Genomic DNA, 19534 nt, shown 5'->3' with positions numbered 1-19534 from the left:
ACTACTTTTTGAAGGGATGGTAAAAATTGATTCCCTCTTTGTTATACAGCATGAAATGCTGCTTTAAATTGCTGGTAAACTGATCGTATTGGTGGGTGCCGGATGCTTTCCAGGAAGCTTCCGATAAAGCGGCTATTCTTGGGTAAAGCATAAAATCAAGCTGATCCACGCGCCGCATGGTCTCTGTCCACAGGTTGGCCTGGATACCCAGGATCTGATCCTGGTTGTCCGGCGTAACGCCGGGCAGATCAGCTGCGTTAAAATTGTAAACATCTTGTAACGGGCTGAAACCTCCGGACCATTTACGGCCTTCGGTGTGCGAGCTGTCCTGCACAAAGTCAAAATAAAGTGGCAGGCGCGGGCAAAGCACGGTTGAATAGCCTTTCGTTAAAACAGTTTTCAGTTGTTCCGGTTTATCGTGACGCCACCAGAATACAATGGTTTTGTTTTTGGGAAAATCCATGTTCGCCACTTCATCCCAGGCCAACAGTTTAGCGTTCATTTTAAAGACCGAATCAGCCATGCGTTGCATGAAATACCGTTCCACATCTGTGACCGTCTTCAGCTTTTCGGCGGCCATCAGCTTTTTTACGGCTGCATCTGCCATCCATTTGTCATTGCCAAAGCTCACTTCGTCACCCCCGAGATGCAACATCCGGGAGGGGAACAGGGCCTGCACTTCACGGAGTATGTTGGTCAGGTATTGATAAGTACCCTCCTTCGCCGGGTGAAAGGTGAAGTCAGGGTGCTTTTCGCTGCCGCCTCCGCTATATTCGGGGTAGGCCCGATTAGCTGCGGTCGCGTGTCCAGGCATGTCTATTTCCGGGATCACGGTTATATTTCGTTCAGCGGCATAGGCCACTATTTCAGCGATTTGTTGCTGTGTATAAAACTGTGCGGGCACGTCGGGGTCCGTGTAGTTACCGATCCCGCCGATCAGTGCAAGCCGGGGATATTGTTTGATCTCAAGGCGCCATGCGGGCTCATCGGTAAGATGCCAGTGAAAGCGGTTCAGCTTGTAAAAAGCCATCCAGTCGAGAATAGACTTTACTTTGGCTTCGCCGAAAAAATGTCTCGACTCATCCAACATTAAACCCCGCCATTCATAACGCGGTGCATCTTCAATGTTCCAGCAATTCAGGACCTTGTTTTCTCCGGATCTTTCGCTTTGCGCGGCTAGCTGCAGCAGGGATACTACTCCGTAAAACGCACCTTTGAGCGTTTCGCCGGTAATGTGCACTGTTTCAGCATTCATAGAGATGGCATAGGCTTCTTCCTTTCTGCCTTTCCGTTCAATGGCGATGTTAACGGACGGCCGATGTCCTTTCTTCTGAAATACCAACGGCACACCGCTTTGAATTAATAGTTGCTGTTGCAGATACAAAGCGACGGCGCGCAGGGAATCATGGCTGATGGTAACCGCCGTGTTTTTGCCAAGTGTGAACGTTTGCGATACTGCTGTCGCTTTAAGCGGTTGCGGGATGATGGGACATGCTTGCTGCGCGCGGGCATGCACCTGGGTCATAATGATGGCGAGAATAAGCAGAAGTCTACGGTTGTTCATTTAATTTAATTTACATTATTCTAAAATAAGTTCAATAACAGGAATGGTTGAGCCGGGCTTTTGAACGGGCAGGTGAAGCATCACGTCGTTTTCGCCGGATGTTTCTGTGGTATGTCCGCCAGATTGGGTATTGGTGGAAAACCGGATCTCAGATCCGTCTTCCAGTATTTGCGCATATTTGAAACGACCTTTATATCCTTCTAAAGTGAGCGTTTTGAAAGGCCATTGCATGGCATGGATATATAAACGCTTTGTGGCAGGGTTGTAAGTAAGCAAACAATTAGCCGGCTTTTTAAAACTTTCCGGAGCTTCGGTGCAACCGTAAATAGCCCGGCTGTTGAATTTCATCCACTTGCCCATGGCCGCTAAGCGGTCAGAGGCGCGCTCGTCGAAATAACCTCTTGCTGTCGGCCCTACGTTCAATAAAAGGTTGCCGCCTTTGCTTACCGTTTCAACGAGCATGACGATCAGTTGTTCCGGGCTTTTCCAGGAATATTCATCGCGATAATATCCCCATGATCCTGAAAAGGTCTGGCAGGTTTCCCAGGGCACTTTCTGACCGTTTACTTTCACCCATTCTTTGGGCATGAATTGTTCAGGTGTTTTATAATCCCATCCCCAGCTGGCTTCTACCGGGAAACCCAACCGGTCGTTGACAATGATATCGGGCTGCAGTTTGCGCACCAGTTTCAGCAGATTCTCAGAATCCCATTCTTTATACTCTTTGCCATTGTAGGAAAAGTCAAAGAACAGCTGATCGATCTTACCGAATTTGGTAAGCAATTCAGTCACCTGGTCTTTCATATACTGCTGATACTTTTTCATATCACGACTTTCGTTAGCCTTGGCCCTGGCTTCCTTATCAACAGGAGTAGGAGGGTGACTGCCGTCCATTTCAAATTCAGGATGATGCCAGTCGATCAGGGAATAGTAAAAGCCGACTTTCAAACCCTCTGCGCGGAAGGCATCCGCAAAGTCTTTCAGGAGGTCTTTCCCATAAGGCGTGTTGGTCACTTTGTAATCAGTGTATTTGCTGTCCCAAAGACAAAAACCTTCATGATGTTTGGCCGTCAATACCACGTATTTCATGCCCGCGGCTTTTGCTTCCTTCGCCCATTGTTTGGGATCGTACAGATCCGGGTTGAAGTTTTCAAAATATTTTCTGTAATCGGCTGGCGTAATACGTTCCCTGTTTTGTACCCATTCGTGGCGGGCGGGCAGGGCATACAAGCCCCAATGTATGAACATGCCAAAGCGATCATTAGTCCACCATTGCATCCGTTTTTCTTTAGCCGCAGCGCTTTCTTTGGCCCAGGCGGGAGTAGGCAGCGTCTGGGCTGTTGCAGACCACGTCAGCGCTGTCAACGTAACCAGGAAAGAAAGATGCATAGGAAGCCAGCTCAATCGTTTTGTTTTCATACGTGTTTTATTTATTGTTTAATAAAAATTAAGTTTTGGCCTTCTGCTCTTTGTTGGCAGCGTTCCCCTTCTTTGTTTCAAGCTCAATAACAAAGGGGTGCTTAAAGTTAATGACTTTTGGTAATTGAATATGGTAAGCGCCGTAGTCAATCGATTGCGCAGTAAGTATTTCGCGGCTTTGTAATAGCGCCGCCTTTGCTATCGTCCAGCCTTTAGGAGGCTGGACTTTCAACTGTCCCGATATCGGGAGGTTGAATACGATCATATATATCTTATCACTGTTTCGCTTCCGGGTGTAATAACCCCAGTCCTGTTTTTCCCAACCGGCGTATTCGCAATTGTAGATGGCTTCCTTGTTGATTTTCATCCAATCGCCTATTTCTCTGGCAGTGGCTATTTCTTCCGGCCTGAACGAACCGTCACCTTTGGGTCCGAAGTTCACAACCAGGTTTCCGCCGAGCGACACGCACTGCGCCAGCATTTCAATCAGCTCCACCGGCTTCTTCCAATGCCCCAGCCATTGCTCCTGGTAGCCCCAGCCATTTTCGGGGATCGTCATAACGCAGTCCCAATCATTGCCATGAACGTCGGCATAGGTCTTGGGGATCTTGCGTTCCCAGCCTTGTTCGTAATCTCCCATCAACAGGCCGTTAGCGTCATTGTGCCGATTGCCAAATTCATCAGCTCTTAAGCGGCTTCCGATAATCAATCCGGGTCGCAATTTTTTCAGGTATTGTTCCAGCGAATCGGTAAAGGCGCCATTCTTTTTCCAGCTGGCATCCCAGGTGCCGTCAAACCAGAGGCCTTTGGTTTCAGGATAGAGCGTCAATAATTCAGTTAACTGATTTTTAGTGAACGCTTTAAACCGGTTGAAGGCGAGCGTATCTTCTTTCGTTTTCAGATCATAGCGCCAGTCGGGATGGCTCCAATCCATGATGGAGAAATAAAGATAGACGTCGATGCCGGCCCTGGTGTAGGCATCAACCAGTGGTCGTATGATATCCTTCTTGTAGGGCGTGTTGCTGATGTCGTAATCGGTATACTTCGAAGGCCACAGGCAAAAGCCATCATGATGTTTGGTGGTAAACGTCAGATATTTCACACCCATTTGTTTGGCCATGGCGGCCCAGGCTTCGGGCTGGTATTGCTGCGGATCAAATTGTTGGTACAGGTTGTCGTAAACATTATTGGGCACTTTGTCCCACACGCGGATCCACTCAGCAGCGCCTTTGTAATATTCGCCATTGTATTTACCTCCTAAAATGGAGTAAGCGCCCCAGTGAATGAATTGGCCCAGACCGTAAGCGCGCCAGCGTGCCATAGCCGCATCGGTACGCTTGCCAACTCGATGAGCGCCATGCCTGAGCTCGATTTGCTTTGCACTGTCCTGGGCACGGGTGATATTTATGCCGCTCAATAAAACGGTACTCAGTATCAGTAAGCTTTTTATTTTTTGAATCATCTATATTTTTTTAAAAATCTCTAAATTATAAATACCAATCTTTATAGCGCTTCATGGCTTCCAGAAAATAGTAGTCTGCATAGATTAACGGCACATCTACTTCCGAATTTAAAGGTAGCGCGCCTGTGCTATGTTTTAACAGGAAACCGCCGTTTTCGCCCGGCTTTGATTTATAGCGTTCGCCTGAAAGCGAAACCATCATTTGCTTTGCATTGTCTACATAAAAGGCGCGGACGCTGCCTTTAGTATATTGTCCCAATTCCAGCAAGGCGGAGGCAATCAGCGCGCCAGCCGATGCATCTCTCTTTGCGTGTGGTATCTGCGGTGCGTCAAAATCCCAGTAAGGTATTTTATCCTCGGGCAAATTAGGGTGCTTTAAAATAAAATCAGCGATGTCACAGGCCTGCTTCAGGTAGCGTGGATCACGGGAGAAACGGTACATCATGGTGTATCCATACAAGCCCCAGCCTTGTCCGCGCGACCAGGACGAACAATCGGCAGCGCCCTGCCAGGTGGCTTTCCGCAATACCTGCCCCGTTTGCACATCATAGTCGATGACATGATATGAACTATGATCTTTCCTGAACTGATTTTTTAAAGTAGTGTTCGAATGATTGATCGCAATCTCTTTGAACCGCGGGTCACCACCATCGTTGCTTACCCAATACAACAGCTCGAGGTTCATCATGTTGTCGATGATCACCGGGCATTTGAAATATTGATTGGTGTTCCAGGATTGAATGATCCCGGCTGCCGGTCTGTATCGGGTTGCCAGAGAAGCGGCCGCTTCATGTAGGATTGGTTGATAAGCTTCATTCTTTGTGATCCGGTAGGCGTTGCCAAAGCTGCAATACATCATAAAGCCCAGGTCGTGATTGCCGGTGTAGGCTTTGTTCGGTTCAATGACCTGCAAGGCGCGCTCCGCTTCCTTTTTGATCACAGGATCTTTTGTTTGTTCATAAATATACCATAACGAGCCGGGATAAAAGCCCGTACACCACCAGGTGCGTTCATAAGAAATAAATTTTTTGTTTTTGGTGTCATAGGACTGAGGCATCTCATCGGCCGGAGTCAGCTTCATCATGTATTTGTACTGGGCACCGGCAAAGGCAAAGTTATCATCAATCAGCTGCGCCATGTCCGGCGCGCCCGGGTTGTGGGCCCGTGATTGAAATAGGCCCGCAAGAATGGTAAATACCAGCACAAAAAATTTTTTCATCATCATAAAACGCTTAAGCTATTTGAACGATATAGTGTACCACTTTTTTTCATGTTTGTCGTGGGTTTTCAGGTGAAATGTATAGGTAGAACCTGTCTGAATTTTTCCGAAACCCCCATCGCAACTTCACTTATCCGGACAGGTTCTGTTGATACCTATTTTTTTGAAATGATCAGGGAACTGGTTTTGTCGTTAAAGCTGGAAGGAAGACAAGAAAGATCTGTCGCACCCGTTGCTGTATAGCTGGCGCCGCGGTATTGATCATCGTCGTACAAGGTAACTTTCAGATCCGCCGGGATTTTCAGGCTCGAAATATCATTATTGGTAATGCCTGCGGCGACCAGGTCCGCCGTAGTGTATCCACCGATTCCCAGCGTCACATTATATCCTCCATAAGAGCAATGCTTATAAAAGTTGATTGTTGCGGAGCTGGCAGATCTTGTGGGTATGAATATCAAAGAGGAAAGCTTGTCATTAAAGCTGTTGGATTGCAGGCAGCTTGAATTGCCATCTGAAAGCGTGACAGTAGTTCCTGAAAAATTATCACCATCGAAAAGAATCGCAGTCGTTCCGATGGGAAGTGCCAGGGACGACGCATCATTGTCGGTAACACCTTTTGCTACCAGCTCTGAGGTAGTGTAGGACCCAAAAGGAAGCGACACCTTGTACCCGCCGTAGCTACAGTTTTGATAAACGGATAACGTGTCAACGATCTTTGGAATGTCATTGACAAATTTGAAAGCATAGGATTTGGCATGTAGATTTCCATTTGCCAGGATCAACCTGATATTAAGATTGTAATCAATCGTCCCTTTGATGCGGAAGTCATTGATATTGCAAACTACCCGGAAGCTATCATTATTAATCGTAGGCACCGCCCATTGAATGGCATTATGATCGGTATTATTGGTGGTGACGGGATCAAAATACAATAACGCATGTGCTGCCGTGTGAGAGCTGGTAAACTTACCGCTGATCGTGATCGTACTGGCAGAGGTGCTTACATCAAAGGACTTCAGGACAATGTTCGCTGTACTGCTTGTGTAATAAGAACCCGCGGCTGCAGGCTGAAACACTTCATTCTTATCGAGGATAGCACAATCTCCATAGCTCAGGAACGTAGCGGAATAACCAAAAGTACTGTTGCCGGCGCCCATGAGGCTGGTGCCCAGTACCGGCTTTTCACTGGTAAACTTTTCTTCATCATGTGGCAGGTTAAGTCCATGACCCAGCTCGTGCAGCATGCCGCCCATTAGCGTAGATACCTGCGAAGAATTGCCGAGGTTGGCGACACTCAAACCGGCGTGGTCTACAGCAAAACAGGTTTTACCCCAACCATAATAGGGCTGGTCAAAAACATCGGTGCGCTTAGGCAACAGGATCAACGTGTGATTGTTACTGCTGAATTCTGAAGGGTGTGTAGCTTTATACGCGTTGATCTCATTGATGATCTTGTTGGCAGATACCGAAGCCGAATACGGATATCCAGCCTGTCCTTCCTGCGCATATACCGTGATCAGTCTTACCTTATTAGTAGCAGAATCGAGCGGCAACCCAAAGGTCTTTTCGCCAAAGCCATTGCGCGCCATTTCTGCTTTAACCCAATCCTGAAAGTAGATCAGGTACTCGCTGACACGGGTTTTGTAGTCGCTGGGAGCGGGATTGTCCGTAGGAATAAAGTAAACCACGTTGAGGTTTACCGGATTGGTGACGAATCCTGCGGTGTTTACCGCTCTCGCCGATGTTGGTGCCGGTGTGTCTGCGTCCGGTGCCTGATATTTTTTGCAACCGTTGGCTCCGATTAGCAGGAGCGCGCAGAGACCAGGAACAGTGATCATTTGTTTAGCCATAAGAGATGATTTTATTGGTAAAAAATAACTGGTGACAGGTTGAACAAGGTAGGTCTGTTAGTTTTCAGGCCATCCGGGATTTTGCTTTAACGCGGGGTTTAATAACAGATCTTCCAGGGGAATGGGGAAATAATACTGCCGGTCATCGAAGACGCGGTTTCGTCCCGGCAGCGTTTTTTGATAAGGTTCGATGTATCCTTCTTCATTCAGGAAAATGCCTTGTCCTGGTTTTAATGTGGGGTATTCGGATTGAACGAACTTCATGCCCAGCACGGGTATGTTCAGGAAACCTCCGGCTTTCCACCTCATGAGATCGTCCCATCTTACATCTTCAGCGGCCATCTCAATCCTTCTTTCCCTCCTGATTTCGCGAAGCAATGCAGACGGCATATAATCACAATATTGCTGATAAGCTGCGTCCAGTTCAGGATCTTGCGGCAGGGCGTTGATCATTAAATGCGGCATGCCCACACGGTCTCTTATTTTATTGATCGTATGGTCTAAAACGGTTTGATCGCATTCTCCCAATTCTGCCTTAGCCTCTGCATAGATGAGCAATGTTTCTGCAAACCGGTATACCGGTGTGGCCTGCATTCCATTCGCGACCCTCGCCCAGTCCGCCGGGTCATTTAAGAACCATTTAGCCATCCGGTAACCGGTGGGACATTTATTGCCTGAAAGGCCGGGAATATTAGGTTTGGGCGCGTTGTTAGATCCCATTACGTCGGAGACATTCTGATACATACCATACTGTGCCACGGTTTGCGACAGTCGCGGATCGCGGTTGGCAAACTCTTTAGTGATCAGCCCGCGATCTTCTTCATTAAACAAGGGACTTACGCTGATAGGCAAACCATCTGTGCAGAGATATTCATCAACCAGGTTCCTGGAGATGCCGCTTTGATGTCTCAGGTTCTGGGCAAAGTAGCGACTGAAGGCTGATCCTAACGTCAGGTCTGCCGAGTACTGGCGCCACAGGATGATCTCCGGGTTACTGGCATAACTATATTGTGCGAACATCTTGTTGTAAGGGTCGCTGACGTCGGGATATTTATAGATGCTATAACCGGCCGCCATGATCTGCTCGCAGGCGTCCGCTGCATATCTCAGGAACTTCTGTCCGTCTGCGAGTTGATGATATTTACGAAAAGTGCCTTCATGCAGGCCGATCTTCGCCTTCAAGTGCAACGCTACGTTTTTGTTGATGCGTCCGTTCTCCTCGCTGCCCTTGGCCGGTAGCCAGCTAACGGCCTTGTCAAGCAGATCCATAACGGAGTCCATGACCACTGCGCGAGGCGTTCTCGGCGCATACAACTCCTCAGAATCGGTATTCAATTCCTTGTTGATCCAGGGAACATCGCCAAAGAGTTTTACTTTTTCAAAATAATCCCAGGCTTTAAAAAAATACACTTCGGCAAGATACAGGTGCTTGATGTCGTCAGAAACTGCTGCCTTATTGTAATTGTCCAGGAACACATTCAACACACGGATGTTTGAAAAATTCCATCCGCCGGAACCGCTGGATGTAGGCACCGTGTATTGATTGGCCGCCACCGGTGAATAGCTGTTCGGCACCAGGTTATCCGTGATCACATCTCCGTACACGATCTTGGAAGCGTTGACTCCCCAGGGTTGTAAGGTGCCGTCGGCAAAGCCGGTTCCGAAGCCGGTGATGTAGAGGGGGTAAATAGCATTGTTGTATAAACGGAGATCGTTTTCCGAGCGCCAGAAGTTTTCGTCCCCGATCCGGTCCAGCGGAAGGCGGGTGGTGAAATCATCCTTTTTACAGGATTGAAGAAGCGCGGTGGCAATGGTAAGTAAGAACAGTTTATATAGAATATTAGTACGTGTCATAAAATTCATTTTAGAAAGTGGCTTGAATACCGAAGGCAATTGATTTTAACATGGGATAGTTAGCGGAAAGCACTTCCGGATCAAAGTATTTAGGTACACTGGAGATCTGAAAAATATTATAAGCCGATGCGTTGATTCTCAATTTCTGCATCGCCACTTTTTTCGCGAGCAGCGCGGGTAAGGTATAGCCCAGCGAAAGATTCTTCACCCTCAGGTAAGCCGCATTTTGCAGGAAACGGGTTTGTGTCGTGACGTTGGAGGCACGGCTTTTATAGGCAGGAAATTCGGCGTCGGTATTGGAGGGTGTCCAGCTGTCACTATACACTTCGCGTGTGCCGATGCCGCCATTGATCGCTCCCCAATATAAGTTGTCGGAGATGTATACGTCGCGCTTTCCGATTCCCTGCAGGAAAATATTACAGTCAAAGCTTTTCCAGCTCAGGAAGGAATTCAGGCTGAATGCGTATTTGGGCGTAGAGTTGCCAATGATCTTCAGGTCGCCGGGGTTCAGCACGGTGGTGCCTGAATAGATGGAATCATTTCCATCCAGATCATTGAACCTGACATCGCCCGGGAATAGGAGGCCGGAGTGCGGCGCTCTGGATCCGGTATGCAGCGGCGCGTTGGCGATCTCTTCCTCGCTCTGGAAAATGCCATAGGTGTCATATCCCCAGATATCACCCACGATCTGGCCGTTGTACAAAGTGCTCAGCAGCATATTAGGATTGCCGCTAAAGCTGACCACTTTCGTCTTGTAATTAGACAGGGTTGCAGTAATGTCATAATTGAAGCCTCCGGCCGTAGTGTTATTATAACTCGCCTGGAAGTCGAAGCCTTTGGTGTCTAACACGCCCGAATTGGTCGTGGGCGGTGCTGCGCCCAGCACAGCGGGGTATTTGGCGCCGTCCACCAGGATGTCTGTCGTCTTCCGGTCATACCAGGAAAAGCTGATATTGAGTTTTTTGAAAAGTGTAGCGTCTACGCCAAGATCCAGTGTGGTAGCGGTTTCCCAGGTCAGGTTGGGGTCGATCAGCCCGGGCGGAGTAATGCCCAGCGGTCTCACGCCGCCGAAAATATAATTCACCTGGTCGGTTCTGCCGTATAGGCGCAACCACATATCCGTTCCCACGTTCTGGTTGCCGAGGCTGCCGTAGCTTCCCCTGAATTTCAGGTCGCTCACCACTTCTTTCAGACCCGAGAAAAACCGTTCCTCCGAAATGCGCCAACCGGCGGAGAACGTGGGAAACATCTTGAACCGCGTGCTGGTCGCAAACCGCGAGCTGCCGTCGTAGCGACCATTCGATCCCAGCAGGTATTTTCCTTTATAGTCATACGTCAACCGGTAAAAAGCTCCTTTCACGGCCCATTCCCGCTCCTGGTCGCTGCCCGTGAGTTGCCCCGAAGCCAGGCCGATAGTCGGCGTTTGAGCGTTGATCAGCTCGGTCTTATTGCTCCAGAGGTAATCGGTTTTATTGAGTTCCTGGTTATAACCCACCAGGCCATAAATGTTATGATCATTGAGTTTCAAAGAATAGTCTGTATAAATATTCGTAACGAAGTGATTGATAGCAGTCACATCTTTGTAGACATAACTGGGATTGGTATAGTCCGTTACTACTGCGGTCCAGCTGCCGCCGATCCGCTCCTGGTAGGGAACCACTGTTTTATTCCTGATATTTTGTGAGCGGTAAGAAAAGTCTGCTTTGATATTCCAGTTTTTCAGCGGTGTGATCGTGGGCGAGGCCGTGATCAGCATAATGTCCTCATCATTCTTATCAGACGAGCCATAGTCCATGAACGAAAGGATATTGTCCGTGAAAGCATTCGGTACCGGTGCGTTCGCTGGTGTGCGCAGCGGTATGAACACATTCCGGCCGGGCTCTTGCGACAAAGCTCTCCACCAGCCGCCTTTGCCGGATGGGTTGACAGGCTCGGTGTAAATCGACCGGTTATAATTGGTTTTCAGATCTACCTTGAACCAGTCTGTAACCGTCGTAGAAGTGTTGAGCATGAAATTGTATCGTTTGAATTTATCGGTATTGAATCGATACATACCTTCCTGTCCAAAATACCCAAGGGAGGCATAGTAGGTGGTTTTGCCTGTGCCGCCTGACAGGTTCAGGTTATGCTTTTGCGAGGGCGCCCAATCTCTCACTGCCAGTTCGTAAGGATTGATATCGGCGATCCATTGTATCTGGCTGCCGATCATATAATAGGGATTTCTGGCAGGATCGTTTTTATAAGCCACGATGCTGTCCAGCAAAGCGATGGCGGTTTGAGGCGCTTCGTTCTGACCGGTCAGTGCGTAGCTGTTAACAACGGCGCGCTGGATCTCTTCAGCACCCAGCAGGTCCGGGATCGCGCTGGGCCGGTTCCATTGAAACATGTTTGAGTAGCTGACATTAGTGCGACCTCCTTTAGCTCCTTTTTTGGTAGTGACCAGGATGACACCATAAGCGCCTCGGGCACCATAGATCGCCGAAGAAGCAGCGTCGCTCAAGACAGAGATCGATTGAATATCTTCCGGATTCAGCAGGCTGATGTCCATTTCAACGCCATCTACCAGGGTGTAAGGGCTGCCGTTATTGACCTGCATGACACCACTTGAGTTTTTGCTGAACGAGGTACCTCCGCGGATATTGAGCGAAGGGGTGGTATTGGGAGAGCCATTGGCAATGGTCACATTGAGGTTAGGAGCCAACCCCTGCAGCGCCTGGCCAATATTGTTCACCGGACGGTTCTCCAGTTTTTTCGAATCGATTTGTGTGATCGTTCCTGTCAGGTATTGCTTCTTCTGAGTTCCGAACCCGACCACCACTACTTCATCCATCGCCGCGTTCTCCGTGGTGAGGGAGATATCAATGACCGCCTGGCCGTTCACAGGCAATTGCACGGACCGGTAGCCAATCGAGTGGACTTCAATGGTGGCGTTGCTGTTTTGAAGGCGGAGTTCATATTGCCCTTTTTCGTTAGTGGCCGTGGCATTATTGGTGCCCAGTTCTGTGACGGTCACGCCCTGAAGGGGTTGATTCGAGGCAGAGTCAAGGACGGTACCTTTAATAACCGGGTTTTGTTGAAGCCATGAGCTGTTGGCTGACATCGCTTTGTTTGTGTGGATCAAAAGAAAAAAGAGGAAAACAGGAAAGCGCCTGATGCAGTTGGCCCGGCAGGTTTCGAAGACTTTAGTACAAAAACTCATAATAAAATTCGTTTGTTTAAGTTGGTTTACCGAATATTTAGTTGCCTGGTGTTCTTGATAAGTCGAGGCCCGAACGTTTTGAAGAGAGCAAGTGCTTAAACGTTCGCCAGTTTCATCCAATAAAGAGCACTTCAATTATGGAATGATGCAATCGCCGATGTGAATTTATCGGCGCATCAAAAAAAGCATGGGGGGCTGCTTTAAATAAAATAGGGGGGAATTATAACAACCAGATTAAGTTGTTGTAAATCAATAATAAAAAGTTTGGTTTTTAGAATGCTGCATACGATCGTGCCATCAAATCATAAAGAATTTGTAGCTTTCATTCTCAACATGCCTTCCAAATTGACTAAAATTTTTGCCCTTTGCTCTTGCTTGCTGCTGCTCGTATCGCTCTGCTGCCGGGCACAAAAGCTATCTTTCAATAGTTGGACTACGGAGTCGGGCCTGTCACAAAACACGGTGTATGCCATCTGCGAAGATGCGCATGGATTTATGTGGTTCGGCACCAGGAACGGCTTGAACCGTTTCGATGGAAAAAACTTCCAGGTCTTCCAGCCATCATTCGAGCCGCTTCGGTCTCCCGCAGAAATCACATCGCTGGTCCTGGACGGGAAAAGCAGCATTTGGGTAGGTTTAAGCAATGGCCTGGCCAACTTCGACCTGGATCAACAAACTTTTGAACCGGTTTACCTGGACGGCAAAAAGCAGTCGTTTGTTACGTACGGGATGTTCAGAGATGTGCAACAGCAGATCTGGCTGGCCACCAGCAAGGGACTTTTCCGGATGAAAAGCCGCAAGCCCTTTGTGCCTGAGCGGGTCGGCGCTTACCATTCCAACGCTATTCCTCAAAATAGTATTCAGTGTGTGTACCGGGAAAATAACGGGACGGTCTGGGTAGGATCCAATGGTGGGCTCACTCAGATAAAGCCACATCGCAGGGGCTGGCGCTACAAAACATTCAGGCATGAGCCGCTGAATGAACACAGTCTGAGCAGCAATATCATTACCTCTGTCACCGGGGATCAATACGGCAATCTTTGGATAGGCACGCCGAGCAGGGGCGTCAATCTGCTTACAAAAAATTCGGATCGTTTTGTCCGGTTAACGTCAGCGTCGCGCGACCTCCCGCTTGTTAACGATCATATCAGGATGATCAAAGCCGACAGCGCCGGTGCAGTCTGGATCGGAACGCAGGAGGGTATTTCCCGCCTGGACTGGCAAAACAAGACGATCACGAATTATAAAAATGATCCCCTCAATAAAAACAGCCTGAGCCAAAACTCGGTGCACAGTGTCTTCCTGGACCATAATAATTATGTGTGGATCGGAACTTTTTTTGGCGGCGTTAATCTGGTCAATCCATTTCCTTCTGATTTCAAATCCTGGCAGAGCAATGGTTCCAACACCGGCCTGAGTAATAACGTCGTAAGCTCCATCGCTTCTGACAACGAAGGTGACCTGTGGATAGGGACTGAAGGCGGTGGCTTGAATCATTACGATCGTGCCGCTAACCGGTTCACTTATTATACACAGGGATCAAGCGGGATCGGGTCCAATCTGATCAAAACACTGTTCAAAGACCGGGATGGACATTTGTGGGTAGGAACGCATGCCGGTGGATTGAATCTTTACCAGGACGGACGGTTTAAAACCTATTTCTATCATCCCGAAAGTCCGGCCTTCTTAAAATCAGAAATTGCTGCCATCACCGAAGATCAATACCAGCATTTATGGCTCGGCTTTCAGGGAGGCATACAGGATGTAAAAGTGTACCAGCGCAACGGGATCGAGCTCACCGATATCAGTCATGAATTCAATCTGACACTGCTCCGAAATAAAAATATTAAGAGGATCTTCCCCGATTCAAAAGGTACAGTGTGGATCACCACTTCCGACGGACTGTTCGTGATTGATAACCAACTGAAAAAAGCACTCCCGTTAAGATCAGACCTGAATGGCTCGGCGGGTAGAGCGCTACACATCACCAGCATCCAGGAAGACAAGAGTGGCAATATCTGGTTCGCTATAGAAGATGAGGGCCTGAGAAAGTTTGATCCCGCTAAACAAAAAGTGTTCAGCTATTCATTCAAAAGAAATGGGACGGAAAGCACGGTGTTGGGAATACTGGAAGATGACAATGGCTTTATATGGCTGGCAACGGCAAGCGGGCTGATCAAGCTGCAACCCGGCTCCGGAGCCTATCAGATCTATACCAAAGCAGATGGCCTGCCATCCAACAGCTTTAATTACAACGCTTATTTTAAAGACAGGGATGGCACGTTTTATTTTGGAGGCTTTAACGGCTTTATCAGCTTTGATCCCGCGTCTTTTTTATCCAATACGACGCCCGTTCCTGTTGAGTTTACGCATTTGAAAACGCTGAGCAGGAACAAGGCAGAACCCATTGATCCCGGCCGGGCGCTTCAACTGAGCTATGATCAGAATGTGTTTACCATTGATTTCGCGCTGCTCAATTATATCAAGCCTGAAAAGAACAGGTATGTTTACCGGTTAGAAGGATTTGAAAAAGAATGGACGGAAACCGACAACCCTTCTGTCACCTACATGAACCTGAAGCCGGGCACTTATACACTGGCTGTGAAAGGGGCTAACAACGATGGTAAATGGAGCGATGCAAAAGAACTGAAGATCGTTGTTCAGCCGCCATTCTGGGCCACCTGGTGGGCCTACCTCATCTATATCATGATCTTTTCTACCGTCCTGTTTTTCATCATTCGATTTTTTTATCTGAAAGAGCTGATAAAAAAAGAAGAAGCGCTGCATCAGCATAAGATGGACTTCTTTACCAATATTACCCATGAGATCCGCACGCACCTGACGCTGATCATGTCGCCGGTGGATAAGATGATCAATGACCGTGCGAACGACGATTACTTACAGCAGCAGTTTCAGCATATCAGGAAAAATGCCGACAACCTGTTGCGCTTGTCAGAAGAGCTGATGGATTTCCGTAAAGTAGAAACGGAACATCTCAAGCTTACGATTGCAGCGCATGATTTAGTCGCTTTTGTAAAAGATATCTATGAACACTTCAGGGAGTTGTCGCTGTCGCGAGATATGAAGATCTCATTCACTCACGATGTATCCAAACCGCTTTTATACTTTGACCGTGAACAGATGGAGAAAGTATTCTTCAATCTGATCAGTAATGCGTTTAAGTTTACACCGGATGGAGGGAGGATCAGTGTGCATATATCAGAGCATGAAGATCACCTGAAAGTCGCTGTGTCGGACAACGGACGGGGGATTGCGCCGGAATACAAAGACAAACTGTTCAATAATTTTTTTCAGGTCAATGACAGCGGCTCGCAGAATAAGGGATATGGTATCGGCCTGGCGCTCTCCAGCAAGATCGCTGCCCTGCACAGTGCCAAAATAGAGGTCGACAGCGTACTGCCGGAAGCAGACCACGAGGAGCGAAGGACCACCTTCGCTGTGCTGTTGTTAAAAGGGAAAGAACATTTTCGAAAGCAACTGGGAGAAGTGAAGCCACGTGTGGTAGTGATCGATCAAACGCGAAACAATAATGAAGCATTCGCGGATGAGCCGGTAAGTGAATATCAATTGCCGGATCTTTATACCGATCGTAAAAAATTATCAGTGCTGGTGGTAGATGATAACCCGGACATACGGAATGCTATCCGCGAGATACTGGCGGATACTTACGAAGTAGTACTCCGGGAAGACGCAAAGAGCGGATGGCTGCATGCCACCGACCATATACCGGATCTGGTGATCAGCGATATCATGATGCCGCAGGAAGATGGATTGAGTTTTTGTTTCCGTTTAAAATCGGATACCAGGACCTGCCATATCCCCGTCGTTTTGCTGACCGCCAGGACCACCCAGCAGGATCATATTGCTGGCCTGGGCCGGGGTGCAGATATTTATCTTACCAAGCCATTCAACAGGAAAGTGCTGGAACTTACTGTAAGAAATTTACTGTCTACCCGGGAAAGAAGCCGTGAATACCTGCAGCAACAAATACAGGCCGGATCGATCCAGGAAGCCATCGAAGAAAGCCCTGTTATTGCGATCCATGAGCTGGACAACGACTTTTTAAAAGAGGTCTTACACATCATTGATCAGTATTTGGACGATCCTTCTTTTAATGTTACGATCCTGTCGCAAAAGATAGGAATGAGTGTGCCGGTCCTATACAAAAAAATGAAAGCGGTCACTAACCTGTCCGTGAATGATTTTATTAAGTCGGTGAAGCTTCAAAAAGCTGCAGAGTTATTACAGCAAAAAAACCTTGCCGTGTATGAAGTTTGTTACGCAGTGGGTTATCAGGATAGAAAACATTTTAGCGCCGAGTTTAAGAAGAAGTTTGGGCAAAGCCCGAAACAATACGCTATGTCATTCAGCAGTTAATGTCATAGCCAATAGGTAAGAAAGCCAGGAGAGCGATGTTCGCGATGATTGAAAACGGAAGATGCTGATGCAACGCAGGCAAACAGGGCACTAACGATTAAACGGTGTAAAAATATGAGATCGGTATGTTTACTTTTGATGTTTTGTAGCACGGCGGCCTTCGCTCAGCAGCGGCCGGCCATGTATTACAGCGACTCCGGTGTGATCGGCCGGCCGATAGCCAAAGATCCTAAAGTAGTGTTTTTTAAAGGACAGTATCTGATGTATTATTCCGTGCCCGGGCATAACAATCAAAGCTGGAGTATCGGGATAGCCGCCAGCCAGGATCTGACCCATTGGAAAAAGATCGGAACGATCACACCCGCCGCAGCGTATGAAAAGAACGGACTCTGTGCACCGGGCGCGCTGGTAAAAAATGACCAGGTGCATTTATTTTACCAGACCTATGGAAATGGCAGGAATGATGCTATATGCCACGCCACCTCAAATGACGGCATTCACTTTACACGGAACGCAACCAACCCCATCTTCCGGCCCACAGGGGAGTGGACCTGCGGCCGTGCCATTGACGCTGAAGTGGTCGCCTTCAACAACCGCTATTTTCTCTATTTTGCTACAAGAGACAGCGCGTTCCGCATACAAATGCAGGGTGTTGCTGCCACGGCTTCTTTAAACACCTCTTTCAACCGGAGCGAGTGGGTTCAACTTACAGACAGTTCTATTTTAAAGCCTTCCTTGGATTGGGAAAAGCAGTGCGTGGAAGGAGCCAGTTGCGTGCAGATCGGAAAAACGCTCTACATGTTTTATGCAGGCGCTTACAACAATGAACCCCAGCAGATTGGTGTAGCTAAAAGCAGGGACGGTATTCAGTGGGAGCGTATGTCCAGCGTACCTTTCTTACCTAACGGCAAACCGGGTTCCTGGAATGAAAGCGAATCGGGCCATCCTGATATTTTCAAGGCCAGGGATGGACGCTACTATTTATTTTTCCAGGGGAATAATGACAAAGGCCGGTCCTGGTACCTGTCAAAGAACCAGGTAAAGTTCGACGGAGAAAAATGGAGGATCGTTCCGTAACCCATAGCCGTCAACCGTGAGTGTGGTGTTCGGCGGTCCTTTTTAAAGTAATATAACCCGCAACACCCGCGATGATCGATGCCACGAAGATGCCGATCTTAGCCTGCACGACATAAACCGGATCGGTAAAAGCGAGTGAAGTAATGAACAGGGACATCGTGAATCCAATACCTGCTAAAAGTCCCGCACCCAACAAATTAGTGACATTCATGCCTTCCGGAAGCCGGGCCACCTTCAGTTTCACGAGCAGCAGCGTAAAGCATACTACACCGGCAAGTTTACCTACCAGCAAGCCGACTGCTACTCCGATGGCGACATTCGTGCTGAATAAATGGGCGATGTCAATATCCAGCGAAATGCCGGCGTTAGCCAACGCAAAGATCGGAATGATGATAAAAGTTACCAGCGGATGCATGGCATGTTCCAGGCGTTGCAGTGGCGGTGTGGCAGCAATGGTCGCGGCCTGGATCTTTTCCAGGATATGCAGTTGTTCATTTTTTAATGTCGGTACATAATCAGTAGGGTCAATATTTTTAAAGCGGTCCAGGTAATGGGTGATCTTATCAATAAACAGCTGCTCTTTTATTTTCACATCGGCCGGGATCGTAAAGGCAGCCAGCACCGCAGCGATGGTTGCGTGCACACCTGATAACAAAAAGGTGCTCCACACGCCACCAATTCCCAACACGGCGTAGAAAAAAATACTTCTTACACCGAGTTTATTGCCGGCATACATAGCCAGCAGCACCGCACTTCCGATGGCCAGGTGCAGCATCGAAATGTCGGATGTGTAGAAAAGAGCAATTACCAGCACAGCGCCCAGGTCATCCACAATGGCAAGGGCGGTCAGAAAGACTTTTAATGATAATGGTATCTTATTGCCCAGCAAATGCAATACCCCCAGGGCAAAAGCAATATCAGTAGCCATCGGAATACCCCAGCCACTCTGCACCTCACCGGTTGGGTTGAAAACAAAATAGATGACGGCAGGAACTACCATCCCGCCCAGCGCCGCACCGATAGGGAGCAGGGCATTCCGCGGGTTAGACAATTCGCCCGCTATCAGTTCGCGCTTCAGTTCCAGGCCCACGACAAAAAAGAAAATAGACATCAACCCGTCATTGATCCAATGGTGCAGGTTAAATTCAAAATACGTAGCGCCTTTCCACTGGAAGCCCAGCTTATATTCCAGGAAGTGATGATAAATGTCTGACCAGGGAGAATTAGCGAGGATCAGGGCGATGATCACGCTCGCGCCCAACACGATGCCCCCCGATTTTTCCAGCTGGATAAATCGTTGAATCGGGTGAACAAATTTATCGATAGGCGTCTTTTTATATAAAGGGTTCATTCCGGTACACAATTTACAGTTTGTTTATGATTACGTCGCGCCTCTGTCGCAGCCGTATGCCGCATCAGCGACGGGCGGAAATATATTTAATACTGTTCAGTTTTCCATCAAAATTCTGTTTTAAATCTATCTTACAAGCGC

The 19534-nt window shown here is 48.1% G+C and carries 10 protein-coding genes; 2 read left to right on the top strand and 8 right to left on the bottom strand.

The window, feature by feature from the left end; all coding sequences use genetic code 11:
• Position 1: 1 nt before the first annotated feature.
• From ACU37H_RS09590 to ACU37H_RS09560, 7 genes are all read right to left on the bottom strand, one after another.
• The gene (locus ACU37H_RS09590; protein ID WP_472701745.1) at positions 2-1564 is read right to left on the bottom strand and encodes a beta-N-acetylhexosaminidase; all 1563 of its coding nucleotides are present in this window, start codon (positions 1562-1564) and stop codon (positions 2-4) included.
• Positions 1565-1579: 15 nt separating this feature from the next.
• Positions 1580-2983 carry an alpha-L-fucosidase gene (locus ACU37H_RS09585; protein WP_472701746.1) on the bottom strand — a complete coding sequence of 468 codons (1404 nt, stop codon included), beginning with the start codon at positions 2981-2983 and terminating at the stop codon, positions 1580-1582.
• 28 nt (positions 2984-3011) lie between these two features.
• Positions 3012-4445 carry an alpha-L-fucosidase gene (locus ACU37H_RS09580; protein ID WP_472701747.1) on the bottom strand — a complete coding sequence of 478 codons (1434 nt, stop codon included), beginning with the start codon at positions 4443-4445 and terminating at the stop codon, positions 3012-3014.
• A gap of 25 nt (positions 4446-4470) precedes the next feature.
• On the bottom strand, positions 4471-5670 hold the full coding sequence (locus ACU37H_RS09575) for a glycoside hydrolase family 88 protein (protein ID WP_472701748.1): 1200 nt from the start codon (positions 5668-5670) through the stop codon (positions 4471-4473).
• Between the two features lie 149 nt (positions 5671-5819).
• On the bottom strand, positions 5820-7514 hold the full coding sequence (locus ACU37H_RS09570) for a hypothetical protein (protein ID WP_472701749.1): 1695 nt from the start codon (positions 7512-7514) through the stop codon (positions 5820-5822).
• 57 nt (positions 7515-7571) lie between these two features.
• Positions 7572-9368 carry a RagB/SusD family nutrient uptake outer membrane protein gene (locus ACU37H_RS09565; RefSeq protein ID WP_472701750.1) on the bottom strand — a complete coding sequence of 599 codons (1797 nt, stop codon included), beginning with the start codon at positions 9366-9368 and terminating at the stop codon, positions 7572-7574.
• A gap of 10 nt (positions 9369-9378) precedes the next feature.
• Positions 9379-12567 (bottom strand): SusC/RagA family TonB-linked outer membrane protein, encoded by a 3189-nt coding sequence (locus tag ACU37H_RS09560; RefSeq protein ID WP_472701751.1) that lies wholly within the window; start codon positions 12565-12567, stop codon positions 9379-9381.
• 276 nt (positions 12568-12843) lie between these two features.
• On the opposite strand from ACU37H_RS09560, the gene ACU37H_RS09555 reads away from it, so the two are divergent.
• Together ACU37H_RS09555 and ACU37H_RS09550 are read left to right on the top strand one after the other, a co-directional pair.
• Entirely contained in the window at positions 12844-16965 is a 4122-nt protein-coding gene (locus ACU37H_RS09555) for a hybrid sensor histidine kinase/response regulator transcription factor (RefSeq protein ID WP_472701752.1), read from the top strand.
• A 114-nt stretch (positions 16966-17079) separates the two neighbouring features.
• Entirely contained in the window at positions 17080-18042 is a 963-nt protein-coding gene (locus tag ACU37H_RS09550) for a family 43 glycosylhydrolase (RefSeq protein ID WP_472701753.1), read from the top strand.
• A gap of 10 nt (positions 18043-18052) precedes the next feature.
• Here ACU37H_RS09550 and nhaA read toward each other — a convergent pair whose 3' ends face one another.
• Positions 18053-19393: a Na+/H+ antiporter NhaA gene (gene nhaA / locus ACU37H_RS09545; RefSeq protein ID WP_472701754.1), complete on the bottom strand. Its 1341-nt coding sequence runs from the start codon at positions 19391-19393 to the stop codon at positions 18053-18055.
• Positions 19394-19534 lie beyond the last annotated feature (141 nt).

Source organism: Niabella sp. ZPM-14 (genome assembly GCF_055693045.2).
The sequence above is the reverse complement of the archived record's forward strand: the minus strand, read 5'-3'. Positions and strand labels throughout refer to the sequence as shown.

Excerpts from the sequence above, each read along its gene's own strand:
- ACU37H_RS09590 (WP_472701745.1), bottom strand. The coding sequence starts at position 1,564 with ATGAACAACCGTAGACTTCTGCTTATTCTCGCCATCATTATGACCCAG.
- ACU37H_RS09585 (WP_472701746.1), bottom strand. The coding sequence starts at position 2,983 with ATGAAAACAAAACGATTGAGCTGGCTTCCTATGCATCTTTCTTTCCTG.
- ACU37H_RS09580 (WP_472701747.1), bottom strand. The coding sequence starts at position 4,445 with ATGATTCAAAAAATAAAAAGCTTACTGATACTGAGTACCGTTTTATTG.
- ACU37H_RS09575 (WP_472701748.1), bottom strand. The coding sequence starts at position 5,670 with ATGATGATGAAAAAATTTTTTGTGCTGGTATTTACCATTCTTGCGGGC.
- ACU37H_RS09570 (WP_472701749.1), bottom strand. The coding sequence starts at position 7,514 with ATGGCTAAACAAATGATCACTGTTCCTGGTCTCTGCGCGCTCCTGCTA.
- ACU37H_RS09565 (WP_472701750.1), bottom strand. The coding sequence starts at position 9,368 with ATGACACGTACTAATATTCTATATAAACTGTTCTTACTTACCATTGCC.
- ACU37H_RS09560 (WP_472701751.1), bottom strand. The coding sequence starts at position 12,567 with ATGAGTTTTTGTACTAAAGTCTTCGAAACCTGCCGGGCCAACTGCATC.
- ACU37H_RS09555 (WP_472701752.1), top strand. The coding sequence starts at position 12,844 with ATGCTGCATACGATCGTGCCATCAAATCATAAAGAATTTGTAGCTTTC.
- ACU37H_RS09550 (WP_472701753.1), top strand. The coding sequence starts at position 17,080 with ATGAGATCGGTATGTTTACTTTTGATGTTTTGTAGCACGGCGGCCTTC.
- nhaA (WP_472701754.1), bottom strand. The coding sequence starts at position 19,393 with ATGAACCCTTTATATAAAAAGACGCCTATCGATAAATTTGTTCACCCG.